Source organism: Streptomyces kanasensis (assembly GCF_043077165.1).
Lineage (GTDB): Bacteria > Actinomycetota > Actinomycetes > Streptomycetales > Streptomycetaceae > Streptomyces > Streptomyces changanensis.
Map to the genome: position 1 here is coordinate 14,421 of NZ_JBIBSF010000001.1, position 19,246 is coordinate 33,666.

Genomic DNA, 19,246 nt, shown 5'->3' on the forward strand with positions numbered 1-19,246 from the left:
CGACATGGTGGAGGCCCGGCACCTTGCCGACAGCCTCCCGTCGACCACACGCGGCAGCAGGCACAGCCCCCTGAGCCGGCAGCGAGCCGAAGGGCGGGACGTCCCCGGCAACTGGCTGCGCCGGGGGGCATGGGCCCGGTGGTCGACGTCGCCGGCGCAGAGGCGATGGCCCGGTACACGGCCGTCGCCCTCATGGCGAGCGAGGCCGTGCACTACACGGCGTCACGGATCCCGCCCGGCTACCGGACCGCTGAGTACCGTGACGTCATCGCCGCGTGCACTCCGGTACACGACGAGCCACTGACCGGCCCGCCGCCGTGGCCCGCCCACGTGCGGCGGGCCACGGGGCAGCTGCGGACGCTGCTGCTGGACGAGCAGCTCCTGTGCCGGCCGGTCGGCGCTGCCGCCGTGATGGCACGGCAGCTGCGGCACCTGCTGCGGCTGATGGACGACCCGACCGGACCGGTCACCATCCGCATCGTCGCCGGCGATGCGCGCCTTGCGGTCCTCCCCCCTCATCGGGGAGGTCGCCGAACCCACCGCCGAGGGCCACGGCTTGTGTGCGGCCTGGACCTGATGCTCTGGTACGAGACCCGCTCCGGCTACGCCCAGACCCTGCACGCCGCTTTGCATCGGGCCGTCGAGCAGGCACACACCAGTGGACCGTGGAGGGCCACGGCGCCGTCCGTCTCACGGACTTCCTCCACGTCCACGCCGGCCTGCCACAGCTGGTTCGGACCGTCGAATGCCTCGCCGGCCGGGTACAGATGCGCTCCACGCTGCAGGTGCTCGCCTTCTACCTGGCGCCAGCGTGTCTGCCGGGGTCATACCCCCAGGTCCTCCGTCACGGGCAGGCACTCGGCGAGCAGGTCGACGACGTCGCGCCAGGCTCGCTGCGCGTGCTGTGGGTGGTAGCCGACGCCGGGGACCATGGGGTGGTCGACCGGTGGGTGGTGGAAGGCGTGCAAGGCGCCGCCGTAGACCGCGAGGCGCCAGTCGACGCCGGCGGCCTGCATCTCGGCGGTGAACGCGTTCCGTTGTGCGGGCGACATGATCGGGTCTTCCGACCCGACGCCGGCCCACACCGGGCAGCGAATGCGCGCCGCTTCGCCCGGTCGGCCGGTGATGGTTGCATTGACCGTCCCGATCGCGCGCAGGTTGACGCCGTCGCGCCCGAGTTCCAGCGCGATCGCGCCTCCGGTGCCGTAGCCGATGGCGGCGATCCGTTCGGGGTCGGTCCGCGGTTCGGCACGCAGCACGTCGAGTGCCGCGTGGCCGATGCCCCGCATCCGCTCGGGGTCGGCGAGCAGCGGCAGGCAACGGGCCAGCATCTCCTCGGGGTCGCCCAAATAGCGCCCGCCGTGAACGTCGAAGGCCAGCGCTACATATCCCAGTTCGGCGAGAGCATCGGCCCGGCGGCGTTCGACGTCGCTGAGCCCCGTGCCCTCTGGTCCGAGCAGCACCGCGGGCCGGCGGTCGACACCGGCCGGGAGCGCGAGGTGCCCGATCATCGTCAAACCGTCGGCCGGATACTCGACCGTACGCGTCGTCATCGTCGTCATGAATCCGGACTGTAGTGATCGCCGAGCCCGGGCCGGCCGGTTCCGCCGCTGGCAGAACAGCCCGGGTATCCCACATACGGCGAGGGCTCACAGGAACCGTCACAAACCCCGTCCCCACGGCAGCACTAGCGGATCATAAGACTGCAGGTCAGGAAGTGGGCCCCCGCCCGGGGACGGTTCCTAGCACAGGTTCCAGAGTTCGTATGCGAGAAGGGTGCTCCCCGCCCGCGCAGGGACGGTCCGATGGTCCCAAGCGGAGATGCTGGAAGCCGGCCACAGCCGCCGCGCGACGGGCCGCCGGCTCCACATGACCCACCGCACCGTCAAGAGCCCTTGCCGACGCCGCGAGACCCGAAGATCTCTTCCGCGGCCAGTGGCGGTACAACCGGGCCTTCGCCCTTGACGCGTACAAGCCCTACCGCGACGAGCGCTGGGACGAAGGCTGCACCGACGCCTGCAGACTCCGGAAGGTTCGGTCGGGCCTGGCAGTGGCCAGGTCTGCCGCTCGCCGGACCGAATCGGCGGAGGCGGCCAGCAACGGCAGTCGGACGGCCGGGCTGGGGATGCGGCCCTGGGCGTGCAACACCCCCTTGAGCACGGTCGGGTTCGGTTCGGCGAAGAGCGCGGCGGACAGCCGGGCCAGCTCGGTTCCCAGCCTGCGGGCCGGTCCGGTGGCGTCACGCTGCCACAGCGAGATCAGCTCGGCGTAGTCAGCGGTGCGGACATTGGCCGACGCCAAAATGCCGCCGCGGGCGCCCGACGCGAGCAGGGGCGAGATGACGGCGTCATCGCCGCCGAGTACCGCGAAGTCCGGGGCCGACGAACCGAGCAGTTCCATCGCGGCTGCGTCGATCGCACCGGTCGCGTACTTGACCCCGACGACCTCCGGTAGGCGCCCGAGAGCCTGCAGCGTGCTGGTGCTGAGGGTCTGACCGGTGCGGTACGGGATGTCGTAGACGACCAGCGGCAGGCCGCCGCGTTCGGCGAGTGCCGTGAAGTGCGCCAGCGTTCCCGCTTCGCCGGGCCGGGTGTAGGGCGGCGCGGGAACCAGCGCCGCCGCGACGTCCCCGCTTCGAGCGAGCTCCCGCAGTGCAGTGATGGCGGCGGCGGTGTCGTTGGTGCCGACACCGACGATCAGCGGAGCTCCGTGTGCCCGGCAGGCGGCCGCGCACGTGCGGACCACGGCCCGCTTCTCCTCGGTGGTCAGCGTGGCCGCCTCCGCGGTGGTGCCCAGGGCCACGAGGCCCCGAGCGCCGCCGGCCGACAGGGCCTCGTCGGCGAGGCGGGCGAGCGCGTCCGGGGCCAGGCGCAGGTCGTCGGTGAACGGAGTCACCAAGGGGACGAACAGGCCGGTGAGATTCGCTTCGGGCTTCATGCGTCCAGCCTGACCCATAGGAATCCCGTAGATCCAGTTCACATTTCTTCGCTGATACGTAAGCTCACCTTATGCTTGATGTTCGACGTCTTCACCTGCTGCGCGAACTGGACCGACGCGGCACCATCGCGGCCGTCGCCGAGGCGCTGGCCTTCACCGCCTCGGCCGTCTCCCAGCAGCTGAGCGTGCTTGAGCGCGAGGCGGGCGTACCCCTGCTGGAACGAAGCGGCAGACGGGTGGTACTCACCCCCGCGGGCCACACCCTCGTCACCCATGCCGATGCCGTCCTCGAACGCCTCGAACTGGCGGTCTCCGAGCTGGCCGGGGCACGCGAGGGCATCGGCGGGCCGCTGCGGATCGGGACGTTCCCCTCTGGCGGCCCCGCGATCGTGCCCGCCACGCTGGCCGAACTGGCCCAGCGGCATCCCGCGCTGGAACCGATGGTGCAGGAGATCGACTCCGCGCGGGTCTCCGACAGCCTGCGCGCCGGCGAACTCGACGTGGCCCTCGTCCACGACTACGACTTCGTGCCCGCGTCACCGGACACCACGGTGGACCAAGTGCCTCTGTTGGAGGAGTCGATGTATCTGGCTACCGGCGGCGCCACCGACAGCGCTCCCGCCACCGGCCGCATCGCCCGCGGCGGCACGCTGGCGGAGCTGCTCGGACCGTGGGCCATGGCGCCATGGATCACGGCGCGGGACGGCACGACCGGTCACGCGATGGCAGTACGCGCCTGTCAGGCGGCCGGATTCCAGCCGCGCATCCGCCATCAGGTCAACGACTTCCGTACGGTCCTGGCACTGGCCGGCATCGGGCAAGGCGCCGGATTCGTACCGGAGATGGCCACCGCACACGCCCCCGAGGGCGTGGTCCTGACCCGGCTGCCCCTCTTCCGCCGTTCGAAGGTGGCCTTCCGCGCGGGCGGCGGCACCCACCCGGCGATCGCAGCATTCGTGGCGGCGGCGCGAACGGCGGTGGGGTCACGGGCCGTGGCTCCTTACTGATCCCTTGGGTGAGTCGGGTCGCATGTCTTGTGCTCGGCGATCTTGGTCGGCGGGGTGATCGAGGGTAACGCCCGCGCCTTGGAGGCCGCTTGGGAGCGTCTCGCCCGACCCGCACCGGACGCTCACGCCACCGAGTACACGGTGCGGCTCACCCCCGGCACCGACGCGCGCGCCTACGCCGAGGCGGTCTCGGCGCTCGACCCGGGCCTGCACGCGTCGGTGACGGACTCCGGCAACGCCGGCACCGCCACCGTCATCACCACTGGTCCCGTCCCGGTCGGCGGCCCGGATGACCATCGCCTCGGTGCTGCACACCGAGTAGATCACCTGTCGGCGTGGTGCGCGGCAGGGCGAGGACGCTGCCGCCGGCGGCCGGGGCGACCATGCCGCGGTCGGTCGTCATCGTGCCGATCGCCGCACCGAGCACGAGCGGTCCGCGGCCGTCACGGCGCGGAGCCGTGCCGGTGCGCCGCTCCGGCTTGGCCGCAGGGCGCCGCCGGTCTTCCTCGATGCCTCCCCGGCCGCGGTCCGGGCCTGGCGTGCGGGCCCGGGTCGACTCCGCTCGGCTCGGTGCTCATGCGGCGATCACCGCCCCGGCCGTACCGCCGTCCAGCGGACTGAGCGGTCCTGCCAAGGGCGCGGACTCGGTAGTGGACGCGTGGCACGTCGAGCAGACGACGTCCAGAAGCACCTTGTGTGCACCAAGGGCGGGCATCGCCGTGTCGTGTCCCGGCGGTGGGGTTGATCGGACGCGCGGCCGGGATGCCACGCCGGCTCGCGCCCGCGCCCCCACCGGCCGCGGCGGAAGACGACAGCGGTGCTCAGAGCGGTGTCTGCCGGTACGAACACGTCACCGGATGGTGTCTCTCGCATGGGAAGCCCGTTGCGGCGCAGCCCTGGTGGGCAGGGTGTGGGGGGAGGCTGTCAGGTGTGAGGCGAAGGCCTGCGGCGTGGTGTGGTGCTGCTCCTGGTGGTCGTCGGATGGCGGCAGGGCGATGTCGTTGCTGTAGCGCATCATTCGCAGGGGCTCGCCCAGCACGAGGCTGCTGCGCGGGTCGGCGGCCGGTCCCGGGGCGGTCCAGCAGGCGGCGCCGGTTCGCTCTGCCCGCCGTCGCCCCCACCGCCGCCGCCTCCGCTCCCGTCCCGTCGGCCACCTGCTGAGGCCACCAGACGCTGACGTGTCGGGACGCGCCTGACGAAGTCCGGTGCTGCTCTCGTTGCCACCCCGAAGGTGCCCCTTGCACGAAGCCAGGTGTGGCCATCGTCTGACAATGCGTCACCGAGGCGGCTGCATACTGATCCGGTGCCAGGGTTGGCCGGCGGGATCGTTCCACGGGGCTGCGGGCCAATCCACGCATCTGGCATGACTACGACAGAGTGGAGACGCGCCCACCGATGGCCTCACACACCTTCCCCCGTTCGGCATACCGGGCGAGTACCGCGTTACCGGCACAGTCGTCCGATGCTCCGGGGCATCAGAGACTACGTGTCCGCTCCGTGGCCTTCGGCGTGGTCCAGGCGCTGCTGGTCGCGCTTCTGGTGGCGCCGTTCACCGTCCTGGCAGCCGGCCGGGCCCATGCGGCGCCTCTCGATCAGACTCCCTTCCTCACCTGGAACATGCAGGGAGCGACCTCGGACGGCAGGAGCCTGTGGACCGATTACCTTCCGCGCGTCCTCACCGGTGCCCGGTCCGAGGTCGTCATGCTCCAGGAGGCGGGCGCGGATGTCCCCAACGGCGCCGACGTACTGCCCAACCCGCCGGGCACCGAGAACGACCAACTGGTCACCTACGCCCGATGGCGCACGAGTCAACGGCCGTCGGACTGGTACATGGTCTTCCTCCAGACCCATGACCGGCTGATACCGGGCGGCCGGGTGAACACCGTCGTGATGTCGAGGACCCCGGTCGACGCGGCCATGGTCGTGGACAACCCGCACGGCGGAGCCTACGGCCGACCCGCCATCGGCATCCGACTGGGCGACGACTGGTACTTCAGCTTCCACGCGCTCAGCGGCGGCGGCGGCGACGCCATCGGCATGCTCGCCCGCATCGGAGATGCCGTCGAGGGTGACGACCCGCGTCGCAACTGGACGGTGGGCGCGGACTTCAACACCAGGCCCAACACCCTGGCCGGCCGCATGTACCAGGACGTCATCACGACGCCGGACGGCCGCACGCCCCGCATCCTGGCCAGCGGCCGGCCCACCCACCGCAGCCCGGGCGGGGAGCAACAAGAACTCGACTTCGCCGTCACGAGCACCGGTCGCGGCAGCTTCGAGGCGAGGGTGCAGCCCAACCAGGGCGGCTCCGATCACGATCCGGTGCACTTCGTCCCCCAGGCCGGCCGACAGGACGCCGACGGGCCGCAGTTGGCCACGATGCCGGTCGGTGGATACGCGGTCGACGGCCACAACGTGGCGCAGAATCCTTTCGACTACGCGGGCATGCGCGGCCCACTGGACCGTTGCGTGGTGCAGTCGTACAGGGACGGGTGCACCCAGTTCTGGTCCCGGACGGCCGGTCCGGCGAAGGCCGCGGTAGCCGCCGCTTCGACGAGGGCGGTGGCGGCGGCGAACGCGGACGCTGCCACCTTCGACTACGTCGGCGCCGTGAGCAGGGGGAACGTCGCGGACGACGACAACCAGGAAGAAGCATTCCTCGGCGCGGGTGTCGACGAACTGCGCCGGCGCCTGGTCGGTGATCTGCGCACGTACAGGCCCAACGTCGTCCTGCTGCAGATAGACGTCGCCAACGACCTGGCGAAGAAGAACGGGCCGACGGCCGCCCAGGAGGCGGACCAGCTGCGCAGGCTGCTCGACCAGGTCTACATCGTCCTGCCCGACACGACCGTGCTGGTGGGTGACCCGGTCCCGTCCAGGACGACAGCCGTCCGGGAGGAGATGTACACCGGAACCGACTCCTACGTCTCGAGGGCGAGCGCGGTCATCGCCTCCCAGCTCCGAGCGGGGCACCGGATCCGGCAGGTGCCGCTCGACTTCGGGCGCGACGCCGTTCAGGTGGACACCGGGGAGTCCGCCGACGGGGTGCCCAACGCGGACGGCTACAAGACCATGACGAACGGCTACGCGGCCGAGCTGACCAAGCTGTGGCAGGACGGCACCATCGTCGATCCCGACGCCGTCGTGGTGAACCCCGCCGACATGGTGGTGGACGGCAGCGGCGTCGACGGGACGGACCCCTCGGACGGGAACACGAGCGGCCCGCCCCAGCGGGTGATGGTGGTCGGCGACTCGATCAGTAACGGCTTCGAGGGCGACCACACCTGGCGCTACCGCTTGTGGCAGTGGGCCCGCACGCAGAACTGGAAGGCCGAGTTCGTCGGGCCGCTGCACGGAACCGTGGCTCCCGACGAACCCACGGCACCCCAGCCGCCTCCTCCCTACGACGGCAAGCCGCCGTCGGAACCCCAGCCCGCGACCTCTGACGGCGCCTACGCGCGGGACGTCAGTCCCGCCTTCCTCAAGAGCGGCGCCGAGCACTACGCGATGTGGGGCCGCCGGCTGGAACAGGACGTCCCGACCATCACCTCGGTCATGGAAGACCTGAAGGCCGAGAGGAAGCTACCGGACACACTGCTGGTCGAACTGGGCTTCAACGACATCGGGTGGACCGGCGCCGGCGCCGACCTGACCGGGACGATGAAGAAGTTCATCGACAACGCCCGCAAGGCCAATCCCGACGTACGGCTGGTCCTCGCCAACGTGCCCCAGCGCACCACCCTGGGCAGCGCCAACCCGCAACTCGGAGAGCGCACCCGCGCCTACAACGCCGCGCTCGCCGACAAGGTGAAGGAGTGGAGCACCGACGCCTCGCCGGTGGCCCTCGCCGATCTCGACAAGGCCATGGGCTGCGACCCTTCCGCCACCTCCTGCGACACCACCTACGACGGGCTGCACCCCAACGAGCTCGGGGAGTACCGCATCGCGCGTGCCTTCGCATCGACCCTGCACGACGAGTTCCGCATCGGCACCGGACCGCCCCCGAACCCCGTTGACGTCGACGCGCGGTTCCTCGCCACCCCGACCGACGTCACCTTCGACGGCACCCAGCAGGGTGTCACCCTCACCTGGGACAAGGTGTTCGGCGCGCACGGCTACCAGGTGCAGTGGCGCGACACCACCGCGAACCCCGACGGGGAGTGGAACCGGGCCCACCCCGTGACCAACCGGTGGGACATGAGCCGCCAGTACTACGGCCAGATCCACGAGGGACACACCTACGAACTGCGGGTCCGCGCGGCCTCCGGGGACACCGTCCGGTCGGACTGGTCGGACACCAGGCGCGGCACCGCCCGCCCGACCACACCCGGGTATCCCAGGAACGTGAAGGCCACGGCCGGCACCAACGGCGGGGTGGCGACCTGGGATCCGCCTACCGGGAAGTACAGTGACGGGATCACCGCGTACGCCGTGTACATGTGGGACAAGTCCGCGCCGCTGGGGATCACCCGGAGCTTCAGCGTCTCCGGAACGTCGGACATCACCGTCATCCCGAAGATGCCGCCGGGTGAGTACGTCGTCATGATCTCGGCATGGAACAAGTCGGGCGAGGGCCCGATCGCCCTCAGCGACACCATCACCTTCGACTGACCGGCTGTTCTCCTTCCGCTCGGGTGGTCGGTCGGGTTCGAACAGGGGCCCGGTCCGGGTGAGTCTGCCGGTGCGGACGCGTGGGAGAAGGGGCCTCTTGGCAGCTCGCGGATGTCGAATCCGGTGAGGAGCAAGAGGCCCCTCTGCCGGAGTGCCGCGTGGTCATGGTTGCCGGGTCCCGTCCGTCCGCTCCCGGGTGTGACCGTCTCACCCACAGGTTCGGGGACGCGGCCGACGGCCGGAGCACCGGCCCCGGCACGACTCGGACACGAGCGATGACGAGTGGGTCCTGGTGCGGGAACCGCTGCCCGTTCCCGGATGATCGGATACTGCTCCTGTCCGATCACCCGGCGCCGGTGCACTTCTTCCACGTCCGCCGGAGCCGCCCGCACCCGTTGCCGGCCCATTCCTCGCGCCGCCCGTCCGCCGCCTCGGGACCAGCGCGACGGACCGGACGAACTTCGTCAAGCGCGACGGCACCGGCTACACCAGCACGAGATGTCGTCGGGGTCCCTCGGTACGCGGACGGCGGCGTCGATATCGGTGGTGAAGGTGGTGCCCGTGACTCCGGCCGCTCCCCGGGTGATCGAGGGGTCCGCCGACGATCTGCGGCACGCCCGGTCGCCGCCCGGTTCCCTCAGGTCACCGGTCCCGCGGCGGGCGGCGCGGGGTCGTAGGTGGCCTCCCGGGTGAGGTCGCGCAGGCGCAGCGCGGCCGTGAGGAGGTCCCGGTGGGTGGTGAAGAGGGCGTTGACGCCGAACCGCAGCAGGTCGGGTGCGCGCATGTCGGCGATCACGCCCCGCTCGGCGAGGGCGGCGACCAGCCCGCGGGCGTGCGGATGGCGCAGGGTGATCTGGCTGCCGCGGCGGGCGGGGTCGGCCGGGGTGACGGAGGTGAAGCCGAGGGGGGTGAGGAGTGCGTCCGCGCAGTCGAGGAGGAACCCGGTCAGGGACAGGCTCTTGGCGCGGACGTCGGCCAGGTCGACGCCGTCGAAGGCGGTGAGGGCCGCTTCGAGGGCGAGCAGCGACAGGACCGGCGGGGTGCCGATGCGGGCACGGGCGATGCCGGGGGCGGGCGTGTACTCCTGCGCCAGGGCGAACGGGTCGGCGTGGCCGGTCCAGCCGGGCAGCGGTGTCTGAAGGACGGCGTGGTGGCGCCGCGCCACGTACAGGAAGGCGGGGGCGCCGGGGCCGCCGGAGAGGAACTTGTAGCCGCAGCCGACGGCCAGGTCCACGCCGGTCGCGTCGACGTCGAGGGGCAGGGCGCCGGCCGCGTGGCACAGGTCCCACAGCGCGAGGGCGCCGGCGTCGTGGGCGGCGCCGGTCAGTGTCCGCACGTCGTACAGCTCCCCGGTGCGGAAGTCGACGGGCGCGTAGTGGACGACGGCGACCCGGTGGCCCTCGGCGGCGAGGAAGCGCGGCAGGTCCGCCGGCGGCACCCGCCGTACCTCCAGGTCCCGGCGGACGGCGACCGCGTCGGCGAGGTAGCGGTCGGTGGGGAAGTGCCCCGGGTCGGTGACCAGCAGCGGGCGGTCCGGGCGGAGCGCGGCGGCGGCGTCGAGCGCGGTGAACAGCTGCACGCTGGTGGAGTCACCCGCGACCGTCTGGCCGGGCGCGGCCCCGATGAGCGCGCCGATGGCGTCCCCGACCCGCAGGGGGGCCTCCCACCAGCCGTTCGCGTTCCAGGAGCCGATGAGGCCGGTGGCCCACTGGTGCCGCACCACGTCGTCGAGGGCCGCGGGGACGGCGGCGGGAAGCGGGCCGAGGGAGTTGCCGTCGAGGTAGACGACGTCCGGCGGGAGCAGGAATCGGGTGCGGCAGGGGGCCAGGGGGTCGTCGGTGTCGAGCCGTGCGGCTCGCTCGCGCAGGTCGGCCGGGGTGGACGGTGCGGTGGTCATCGGTGTGCGGCCTCCTCGCCCGCGCGGCCGGGGTCCTTCGGGGGGAAGGCGGCGGCCATGTCCCGGAGGGTGTCGGCGACCGCGCGGGCGCCGGGCGCTTCCGGTTCGATGAGGGTGTAGTGGCCGGTGCCGGGCAGGACGACCGTCCTGAGGTCCCGGTGCACGGCCGCGTAGTCGCGGAACTGGGTGAGCGGGACCTCCTCGTCGGCGGCGCCGTGCAGCAGCACGGTGGGGACGCCGGTGGTGCCGGCGTCGAGCAGCAGGGTGAGGGGGTCGACCTCAGGCAGCCGTGCCGCGAAGTATGTTTCGCCGCCGAGGAGTTGGAGGGCGGCGTCGTTGCTGAGGCGGTCGCCGCGGGTGGCGGTGAGGTCGGTGATCGGCGCGAGGGCGAGGACGCTCGTCGGCAGGGTGCGGGTGTGCCAGCGGGAGCCGGGCGGCAGCAGGCCCCGGGCGGCGCACCACAGCGCCAGGTGGCCGCCGGAGCAGTGGCCCGCCAGCACGTAGGGCCGCCCCTGGGGCAGGGTGTCCACGATGCGGGCCACGTCGTCGAAGGTCTCGGGATAGCCGCCCGCGCCGCCGGAGCGGCGGAAGCCGGGGAGCAGCACCGCGAAGCCCTGGCGGGACAGCCAGGCCGCGAACGGGGTCAGGTGCATGCGGTCGTAGCGCCAGTAGCCGCCGTGCAGCAGGACGACCAGCGGGGCGTCGGGGTCGTCGGACGGCCAGGCGTCGTAGGACTGGTGGGGGTGGTCGCCGTAGCGGCCGTGCACCGGTGCCAGGACCGGTTTCAGGCTCAGGACCCGCTGCTCCTCCTCGGCCGCGAAGGCGGAGATGACCCTAGACGTCACCGCGCACCTCCCACAGTTCGGGGAAGACCGGGCGGGCCGCCCGCTGCTCCAGCCAGGCCAGCCCCGCGGAGCCGGCGCTGCCGGGTTTCGCGCCCATGGCGCGGCGGACCACCAGGACGTGGTCGAATCGCCAGCGGGTGACGAGTTCGGCGATGTCGGTGAGCAGTTCGCCGAGCGTCAGGTGGGGGTGGTGCTGCGGCCCGGCGTAGACCTGCCGCCACGCCTCGGTCACCCCGGGGTCACCGCTGTACGGGCCGGTCATGTCCCGTTCGCGGACGTGGAGCGGGACGGGCAGGCCCTGCCGGTGGAGGTAGGCCAGTACCTCGTCGTACAGGGACGGTTCGCGGTAGGTCTCGGCGAGCGCCTCGTGGACGGCCGGGTCGCCGCGGTGGGCGCGCAGCAGCCCGGCGGACTTGTCACCGAGGAGGAACTCCATGTGCCGGTACATCGCCGACTGGAACCCCGACGCCTGGCCGAAGGCGGCCCGGAAACCGTTGAACTGGGCGGGCGTCAGGGCGGCGATGGGCGGCCAGGCACCGTTCAGAGCGGTCAGCGCGCGGCGGCTGCGCGACAGGGCGTCCAGGGCGGCGTGCAGGTCGTCCTTGGCGAAGGCCACCCGTGCCGCGCGCCACTCGTGCACGATCAGGGTGAACCACAGTTCCATCACCTGGGTGGTGACGAGGAAGCCCATCTCGTCCGGGGCCTCGGTGAGGGGGTGCTGGAGGGAGTTGAGGACGGACGCGCGGATGTACGCGTCGTAGGGGCTGGCGCCCGTGAAGGGCCGGGTCAGGGCGTCGTCCGACGCCAGCTCGTCGAGGGCGGACGTGCGGTCGTTCATGGCATCTCCTAGGGGTGCGGACGGGTCACACACCGAGGTGGGCGCCGCCGGAGGCGTCGATCCACTGGCCGGTCACCCAGCGGGCGTCGTCGCTCGCGACGAAGGAGACGACGTCGGCGATGTCCACCGGGTCGCCGAGCCGGCCGAACGTGGAGGCCTCGGAGTAGCGGCGGCGGAGCTCCGGGACGGCGAGGGTGGGGTTGATCTCCGTCTCGGTGTAGCCGGGTGCGACGGCGTTGACGGTGATGCCCCGGGGGCCCAGTTCCTGGGCCAGGGAGAGGGTGAGGTAGTCGAGGGCGGCCTTGGTCATGGTGTACGAGACGATCGCCGGGAAGGCGACGCGGGTCGCGACGGACGAGATGTTGACGATCCGGCCGCCGTCGCGCAGGCGGCCCAGGCCGCGCTGGACGATGAAGAACGGCGCCTTGGTGTTGATCGCGAAGACGCGGTCGTAGTCGGCCTCGGTCACCTCGGCGAGGGGGCGGGGAACGGTGATGCCCGCGTTGTTGACGAGGATGTCCAGGCCCTCCGGCGCGTCCTGCTCGGCCAGGGCCGCGTCGAAGGCGGACCAGAGGGTGTCGGCGTCGCCGGGGACGCCGAGTTCGGCGTGCACGGGGAAGGCGCGGCCGCCGTCGGCCTCGATCTCCTTGACGGTCCGCTCGGCGGCCGTCCGGTCGTGGCCGTAGTGGACCGCCACCAGGGCGCCGTCGTGGGCGAGGCGGCGGCTGATGGCCCGGCCGATGCCCCGGCTGCCTCCGGTGACCAGGGCGGTCTTGCCCCCGTGGCGGGCGGTGGCGGTCATCGTGGGTCTCCTTCGCTTCAGGGGAGTACGGATCAGGCGTCGAAGTCGAGGGTGATCTCGGGGGTGAGCGGGCGGGCGCGGCAGACGAGGGTGTAGCCGGCGGCGCGGTCCCGTTCGTCCAGGGCGTGCTGGCGGTCGGCCGTCACCCGCCCGGACAGGACCTTGGCGCGGCAACTGCCGCACACGCCCTCGCGGCAGGCGTACGGCACGTCGGGGTGGGCGCGCAGCAAGGCGTCGAGGAGGACGGCGTCGTGCGGCCCGGTGGCGGCGCGGCGGCGACCGTCGAGCAGGGCGGTGACCCGAACCTGTCCCGTCCCGGGTACGGGCTCGGGTGCGCATGTGGCCGGCGCCGGTGCGGGTCCGGCCGGTTCCGGTGGCCGCTGGGCCGTCCCGCCGGTCGTGAACAGCTCCCGACGGACGAGCGCGGGATCGGCGCCCTCCTCGGCCAGGACCCGCAGCGCGGTGCCGACGAGACCGGGCGGTCCGCACAGGGCGTAGGCGGTGCCCGGGCCGGGGCGCGCGTCCACGGCCGCCAGCAGGCGGCGCAGCCCGGCCGCGTCGAGCCGTCCCGCGAGCGGGCCGCCCCCGCTCCCCCGGTCCTCGCGGGTCAGCACGTGCAGGACGGTGAAGCGGTCGATGAACTCGTCTTTCACCTCGGCCAGTTCGTCGGCCAGCAGGGCGTCGGCGGTGGTCCGGACCGAGTGGACGAGGGTGACGCGGCAGACCGGGTCCCGGCGCAGCGCGTGGGCGGCCATCGGGGCCAGCGGGGTGATGCCGGTGCCGCCCGCGATGAGGACGTGGTGGGCGCCCGGCAGCTCCGGCAGGGCGAAGGCACCGGTGGGCGGGGAGAGTTCGAGGTGGTCGCCGGGTGCGAGGCGGGTGGCGGCGTGGCTCCCGAAGCCGTCGAGGCCGCCCCGCTTGATCACCAGGCGGAGTGTCCCGGGGGCGTGCGGGGGCGGGCAGACCGAGTAGCTGCGGCGGAGTTCGCCGTCGCCGCGGCGGTGCCGGACGACGACGTGCCGGCCGGGGCGGTGGGCGAACACCTCGCGCAGGGCGGCGGGCACGTCGAAGGTGACGGCCACCGTGTCGGCGGTCAGGGGGCGGACCTCGGTGACGCGGAGCCGGTGCCAACGGGTGCCGGGCGGGGCGACGGGCGGGGCGGGGGCGACGGTGTTCACGGTGTGTGCCTCACAGCGCGGTCAGGTGGGGGAAGGGCTCGCGGCACGCCGTGCACCACAGCACCGACTGGCAGCGGGAGGGCCCGAAGGGGCTGTGCGGCCGGGTGGCCCGGGAACCGCAGTGCGGGCAGGGCACCTCGCCGAGACCGACGAGGACCGGGCCGGGGCCGCCGGGGGCCGGGGTGACGGGTGGGGCGATGCCGTGCGCGGCGAGTGTGCTCCGGCCCTCGGCGGTGATGCGGTCCGTCGTCCAGGGCGGCGCGAGAACCTGCCGGACCCGGCCGTCGGGGTGGCCGCAGGCGGTCAGGACCTTCCGTACGGCGGCGGTGATCTCGGGGAGCGCGGGGCAGCCCAGGTAGGTGGGCGTGATCTCCACCTCCAGTACGCCGTCGGCGGCCGGGGCGACGGAGCCCACCACGCCGAGGTCGCCGAGGCCGATCACCGGCAGCTCCGGGTCCGGGAGCGCCGCCACCCGTTCGCGGACCTCCCGGGGAGAGCGGCGGGAGGCGTCCGGTACCACGGTCCCGGTCACCAGGTGCCTCCGGGGAACTGTCGCCGCACCGACTGCAGTTCGGCGACGAGCGACGCGAATTCCTCGGTGTGCAGCCCCGAACGGCCTCCCGTGGCCGACCAGGCGGGCCCGGGCACGGTGAGCCCGGCCCCGGTGACGACCTCCGTGACCCGCCCGAGCCACGTCTCGCGCAGCGGTGCCGGGGAGGGCACCGTGCCGGAGTCGGCCAGGCGGCGCAGCACCTCGTCCTCCTCGAAGAGTTCGGCGGTGTACGGCCACACCCGTTCCAGGCCGTCCCTCATGCGGCGGGCGCTCTCCTCGGTGCCGCGCCCCAGCGTCACCGTCCAGCGGTCGGCGTGCAGCCGGTGGTAGGCGACCTCCTTGGCGGCGCGGGCGCCGAACGCGGCGAGGTCGGGGTCGGCGCAGCGCGCGAGGGCCTCGTAGTACAGGACGGCGTAGTGGGCGTAGGCGAGCTGTCGGGCCACGGTCACCGCGAAGTCACCGTTGGGGAGTTCGGTCAGCAGGGCGTTGGTGAACTCGCGGTCCGAGCGGCCGTAGGCGAGGTCGTCCTCGGTGCGGCCGGTGCCGTCGAGCCGTCCGGCGCGGGTGAACAGGGCGCGGGCGTGGCCGATCAGGTCGAGGGCGATGTTGGACAGGGCGAGGTCCTCGTCGATGGTCGGCGCTCGGGTGATCCACCGGCACAGCCGCTGGCCGAGGACGAGCGCGTCGTCGCCGAGGCGCAGGAGGTGCCGGGCCAGATCGGGGGCGACGGACGGCGCCCCGCCCGGCAGGGGGTCCCGGCGCGCCGCCGGGGCGTCAGTCGTGATGCTCACCTTCGGGGCCTTCCTCGGTCAGCGGCGCGAAGTGCTCGGGGTGGCGGTAGGGCTTGTGCCGGGCGCCCGCGAAGTACGGGTCGCGTTCGTCCGGGGAGGCCGTGTGCACGGCGTCGGAGCGGATCACCCACACCGACAGCGGGTCGCCCCGGCGCGTGTACAGGTCGCGGGCCGCGGCCAGCGCCGCGTCCGGGCCGGCCGCGCGCACCGAGCCCACGTGCTGGTGGGCCAGGCCCCGGCGGGCCCGCACGAAGACCTCCCAGGACGCCGGTGCGCCCTCCCGTGTCCTGTTCATCCGTCCTCTCCTCCCGGCGCGTCCTCGGCGATGGCGTACGCGGCGGCGGCCTCGCGGACCCAGGCGCCGTCCTCGTGCGCGGCCCGACGGTGCGCGATGCGCTGCCGCGCCCAGTGGGTGTCGTCGCCCAGTGCCTCGCGGTAGGTGTCCCAGTCGATCGGGGTGAAGTCGTAGTGGCCGCGCTCCTCGTTCCAGCGGATCGCCGGGTCGGGCAGCGTCAGGCCGAGACGTTCGGCCTGCGGGACGCAGGAGTCGACGAAGCGCTGGCGCAGCTCGTCGTTGGTGTGGCGCTTGATGCCCCAGGCCATCGCGCGGCGGGAGACCGCGGCGCCCAGCGCGGCGGTCCGCGCGTCGGCGCCGCCCGCCTCGGTGTCGGGCGGCCCGAACATCAGCGCCACGGCCGGCAGCCACCAGCGGTCGACCGCGTCCTGGGCCATCTCCTTCTGCTCAGGCGTCCCCTCGCACAGGGCGCGCATCAGGTCGTAGCCCTGCCGGACGTGGAACGCCTCCTCCTGGCAGACGCGGCGCATCGCCCGGGCGTACGGCCCGTAGGAGGTGCGGCACAGGGGTGCCTGGTTGATGACGGCGGCGCCGTCCGTCAGCCACGCGATGGCCCCGGTGTCCGCCCAGGTGAGCGCGGGGTGGTTGAAGGTGGCGGAGGCGCGCTGCTGCCCGCGGTGCAGGGCGTCCAGCAGGTCGGCGCGGTCCACGCCGAGCGTCTCGGCGGCGGAGTACAGGTACAGGCCGTGGCCGGCCTCGTCCTGGACCTTGGCGATGAGGACCGTCTTGCGGTGCAGGGACGGGGCGCGGGTCAGCCAGGCGCCCTCCGGCTGCATGCCGATGATCTCGGAGTGGGCGTGCTGGGCGATCTGGCGGACCAGCATGCGGCGGTATCCGTCGGGCATCCAGTCGCGCGGTTCGATCGTCTCACCGGCGGCGACGAGCGCGTCGAAGTGCGCGAGCAGGTCGCCCTCGTCCACGGCGGGGGCGGCGGTCGGCGCGGTCACCGGGCACCGCCCGGGCGTCCGGTGACCGCCGCGGCGGTGTCGTACCGCGGGCACCGCCCGGGGGTGCGGACCCGTACCGGCTGCCTGGGCACGCGCATCACTCCTTCGGTTCGGGACCGCCCGAGCGGGGCCGGGCGGAGCGGGTGGCTTCGTTGCGGTAAGAGGCCCCGGGCGCGGTCCGGCTATCCCCGCGGCGCGCGGTTCGGGCGCGTGACAAAGGTCACGGGCCGGCCCGGGGAGTGGGCCCGGCCCGGTGCGCCTCTTCAGGGGGTGACAGTCGTACACCGCGCGGCGGCCGGCACGCCGAGGCGAAAGGGGAAACCATGAGCACCATCAGGGAGTTGCTGGTCGAACTCACCGGTACGGCCGAGTACGCCGACCAGGTCGGCGACGACGTCGACCTGGCCGCCAGCGGCATCGACTCCGGGGATCTGGTGCGTCTCGTGCTGCTCGTCGAGCAGCGACTCGGCGTGGAGATCACCGCCGAGGACATGGAGGGGCTGCGCACGATCGCCGATTACGAGCGTTTCGTGGCCGGGCGGGCGGTCGCCGGCGCGAGCGGCGGTGCGTGATGTGGCTGACGCAGCTGCTGGAACGCAACCGTCAGTGCTGGCCCGACCGGACCGCCCTCGTCGACGACGAACGCAGCGTCACCTGGGCCGAGTTCAACGACCGCACGCGGGAACTGGCGCACGGGTTGGCGGAGTCGGGCATCGAGCGGGGTGACCGGGTCGCCGTGCTCGCCAAGGACCGGATCGAGGTCCTGGAGACCTACTTCGCGCTGGCCCGCCTCGGCGCGCTGTTCGTGCCGCTGAACCACAGTCTGGCCGAGCCCGAGGTCGCGGGGATCGTCGATCGCGTCGGCGCGGTGGCCGTCATCGGGGAGTCGGACCTGCTGGACCGGCACCCCGAGCTGCCGGCGTCGGTGCGGATCCGGCTGGCGCTGGACAAGCCCGCCTTCGCGGCGCTGGGCACCCTGGCCGAGGCGCGGGAGCTGCCGCGGGTCGCCGACACCGACCCGATCGCCGTCCTGCACACCTCGGCGACCACCGGGCAGGCCAAGGGGGTGACCGTCGACAGCGCGTCGTTCCGGGCGATCGCCCTCGGCTGGCTGGTGATGGCCCGCCCCACCGACGACATCGTCATGGTCAACTGCTGTCCGCTGTACCACGGCAGCATGGTCGTGTCCCTGACCTACCTGGCGGCCGGTGCCACGGTGGTGCTGATGCCCGGCTTCACTCCGCAGCGGGCGCTGTCCGCGGTGGAGCGGCACCGGGCCACGCACATGTGGCTGGTGCCGCAGATGTTGCGCTTCATGCTCCAGGCCAAGGGGTCCCACCGCACCGACCTGTCCTCCCTGCGGGAGATCCTGTACGGCGCCGCCCCCATGCCGCTCGACGTCTACGCCGACGCGGTCGGGCGGCTCGGCTGCGGCTTCCGGCAGGTGTACGGCATGACCGAGGTGGGCGGCCCGTTCGTCACGCTCGGTCCGGACGAGCACCCCGCCCCCGGGGACGTCACCACCCGCATCCCGTGCGGCCGGGTCGTCCCGGGCATGTCGGCCCGAGCGGTGGACCAGGGCGGTCGGGACGTGCCGCGCGGCGAGATCGGCGAGATCGTGGTGCGCGGGCCGGGTGTCATGCGGGGCTACTGGAACGACCCGGAGGCCACCGGCGAGATCACCCTCGACGGGTGGATCAGGACGGGCGACCTCGGCTTCGTCGACGACGAGGGCCGCATCAGCCTGGTGGACCGCACGAAGGACGTCATCATCCGCGCGGGCCAGAACGTCTACCCCTCGGAGATCGAACGCGCCCTCGTGACCCACCCGGCGGTCCGGGACGCGGCGGTCGTCGGGATGCCCGACGAGGACTACGGCGAGGTGCCGCTCGCGTACGTCGCCCTGGAACCGGGCACGGAGGTGGGCGCGGCGGCACTGCTCGCGCATGTCGCGGGGCTGCTCGCCCCGTACAAGCGCCCGCGGCGGGTGGAGTTCATCGAGCAGGTGCCGCGCAACCCCGCCGGGAAGATCGTCAAGAAACTGCTGCGGGGGTGAGCGCGTGCGGCGGGCGGCGATGACCCCACGCCCCGTGCGGACCGGGCCGGCCGGGACGGAGACGTCCTGGCCGGCCCGGGGCGGTCATGAGGCCTCGGGTGGCGAGGCCGGGCGGGCGGCGGGAAGTGATCCCTGGTGCGCGGCGGGCCGGGGGTCCGCCCGGGCCGCGGACGACGAGTCCGCGAGGGCAGCGGGCACGGCGTCCGCCCGGGCGGCAGCCAGTGGTGTGACAGCGCTGCGTCCTCCGCTGCCGGCCGCCGCCGGGCTCGGGCTGGGCGTCGCGGCCGTCTTCGAGCCGGGTCCGGAACCGGCCGGGCCCGCCGAGGCCGCCGCGGCGGCGTCGATGCCGCCGAAGCGCCGGCTGGAGTTCCTGGCCGGGCGGCGGGCCGCCCGGCGGGCGCTGCGCGCGGTGGGGCTGGAGTGCGGGGA

The 19,246-nt window shown here is 73.2% G+C and carries 16 protein-coding genes and 1 pseudogene; 6 read left to right on the top strand and 11 right to left on the bottom strand.

What is annotated here, in order from left to right; all coding sequences use genetic code 11:
* The first annotated feature begins 192 nt into the window (after window positions 1–192).
* Window positions 193–915, top strand: coding sequence for a Scr1 family TA system antitoxin-like transcriptional regulator (locus ACF053_RS00090; RefSeq protein ID WP_391952598.1), 723 nt, complete (start codon window positions 193–195; stop codon window positions 913–915).
* Here the strand turns inward: ACF053_RS00090 and ACF053_RS00095 are convergent.
* Both ACF053_RS00095 and ACF053_RS00100 read right to left on the bottom strand, forming a co-directional pair.
* Complete coding sequence (locus ACF053_RS00095; protein WP_391951658.1) at window positions 825–1,562, bottom strand: dienelactone hydrolase family protein; 738 nt, start codon at window positions 1,560–1,562, stop codon at window positions 825–827. The genes ACF053_RS00090 and ACF053_RS00095 overlap by 91 nt on opposite strands.
* 415 nt (window positions 1,563–1,977) lie before the next feature.
* Window positions 1,978–2,979: a dihydrodipicolinate synthase family protein gene (locus ACF053_RS00100; RefSeq protein WP_391951659.1), complete on the bottom strand. Its 1,002-nt coding sequence runs from the start codon at window positions 2,977–2,979 to the stop codon at window positions 1,978–1,980.
* Between the two features lie 29 nt (window positions 2,980–3,008).
* On the opposite strand from ACF053_RS00100, the gene ACF053_RS00105 reads away from it, so the two are divergent.
* On the top strand, window positions 3,009–3,944 hold the full coding sequence (locus ACF053_RS00105) for a LysR family transcriptional regulator (protein ID WP_391951660.1): 936 nt from the start codon (window positions 3,009–3,011) through the stop codon (window positions 3,942–3,944).
* 1,497 nt (window positions 3,945–5,441) lie between these two features.
* Window positions 5,442–8,555, top strand: coding sequence for a GDSL-type esterase/lipase family protein (locus ACF053_RS00110; protein ID WP_391951661.1), 3,114 nt, complete (start codon window positions 5,442–5,444; stop codon window positions 8,553–8,555).
* 637 nt (window positions 8,556–9,192) lie between these two features.
* Here the strand turns inward: ACF053_RS00110 and ACF053_RS00115 are convergent.
* Genes ACF053_RS00115 through paaA form a run of 9 tightly spaced genes read right to left on the bottom strand, consistent with a single transcriptional unit; the run spans window position 9,193 to window position 16,761 of the window.
* Complete coding sequence (locus ACF053_RS00115; RefSeq protein ID WP_391951662.1) at window positions 9,193–10,452, bottom strand: kynureninase; 1,260 nt, start codon at window positions 10,450–10,452, stop codon at window positions 9,193–9,195.
* A complete protein-coding gene (locus ACF053_RS00120) occupies window positions 10,449–11,297 on the bottom strand; it encodes an alpha/beta hydrolase family protein (RefSeq protein WP_391951663.1) in 849 nt (282 codons plus the stop codon). Before ACF053_RS00120 ends, ACF053_RS00115 begins: the two co-directional genes overlap by 4 nt.
* Complete coding sequence (locus tag ACF053_RS00125) at window positions 11,287–12,135, bottom strand: tryptophan 2,3-dioxygenase (RefSeq protein ID WP_391951664.1); 849 nt, start codon at window positions 12,133–12,135, stop codon at window positions 11,287–11,289. The genes ACF053_RS00120 and ACF053_RS00125 overlap by 11 nt, the downstream gene beginning before the upstream one ends.
* Before the next feature lie 25 nt (window positions 12,136–12,160).
* Window positions 12,161–12,937, bottom strand: coding sequence for an SDR family oxidoreductase (locus ACF053_RS00130; protein ID WP_391951665.1), 777 nt, complete (start codon window positions 12,935–12,937; stop codon window positions 12,161–12,163).
* 32 nt (window positions 12,938–12,969) lie between these two features.
* Window positions 12,970–14,115, bottom strand: coding sequence for a 2Fe-2S iron-sulfur cluster-binding protein (locus ACF053_RS00135; protein WP_391951666.1), 1,146 nt, complete (start codon window positions 14,113–14,115; stop codon window positions 12,970–12,972).
* A gap of 10 nt (window positions 14,116–14,125) precedes the next feature.
* The gene (paaD, locus tag ACF053_RS00140; RefSeq protein ID WP_449336526.1) at window positions 14,126–14,650 is read right to left on the bottom strand and encodes a 1,2-phenylacetyl-CoA epoxidase subunit PaaD; all 525 of its coding nucleotides are present in this window, start codon (window positions 14,648–14,650) and stop codon (window positions 14,126–14,128) included.
* Window positions 14,644–15,417, bottom strand: coding sequence for a 1,2-phenylacetyl-CoA epoxidase subunit PaaC (gene paaC / locus ACF053_RS00145; RefSeq protein WP_391952599.1), 774 nt, complete (start codon window positions 15,415–15,417; stop codon window positions 14,644–14,646). Before paaC ends, paaD begins: the two co-directional genes overlap by 7 nt.
* Before the next feature lie 25 nt (window positions 15,418–15,442).
* Entirely contained in the window at window positions 15,443–15,754 is a 312-nt protein-coding gene (paaB, locus tag ACF053_RS00150) for a 1,2-phenylacetyl-CoA epoxidase subunit PaaB (protein WP_391951668.1), read from the bottom strand.
* Entirely contained in the window at window positions 15,751–16,761 is a 1,011-nt protein-coding gene (gene paaA / locus ACF053_RS00155; RefSeq protein WP_391951669.1) for a 1,2-phenylacetyl-CoA epoxidase subunit PaaA, read from the bottom strand. Before paaA ends, paaB begins: the two co-directional genes overlap by 4 nt.
* Before the next feature lie 323 nt (window positions 16,762–17,084).
* Here paaA and ACF053_RS00160 point away from each other — a divergent pair, with 323 nt between their 5' ends.
* The 3 genes and pseudogenes from ACF053_RS00160 to ACF053_RS00170 all read left to right on the top strand — a co-directional run.
* Complete coding sequence (locus ACF053_RS00160) at window positions 17,085–17,333, top strand: acyl carrier protein (RefSeq protein WP_391951670.1); 249 nt, start codon at window positions 17,085–17,087, stop codon at window positions 17,331–17,333.
* A complete protein-coding gene (locus tag ACF053_RS00165) occupies window positions 17,333–18,817 on the top strand; it encodes a class I adenylate-forming enzyme family protein (protein WP_391951671.1) in 1,485 nt (494 codons plus the stop codon). The genes ACF053_RS00160 and ACF053_RS00165 overlap by 1 nt, the downstream gene beginning before the upstream one ends.
* A 343-nt stretch (window positions 18,818–19,160) precedes the next feature.
* Window positions 19,161–19,226 (top strand): annotated as a pseudogene (locus ACF053_RS00170) (hypothetical protein); the annotation flags it as partial.
* Window positions 19,227–19,246: the final 20 nt, after the last annotated feature.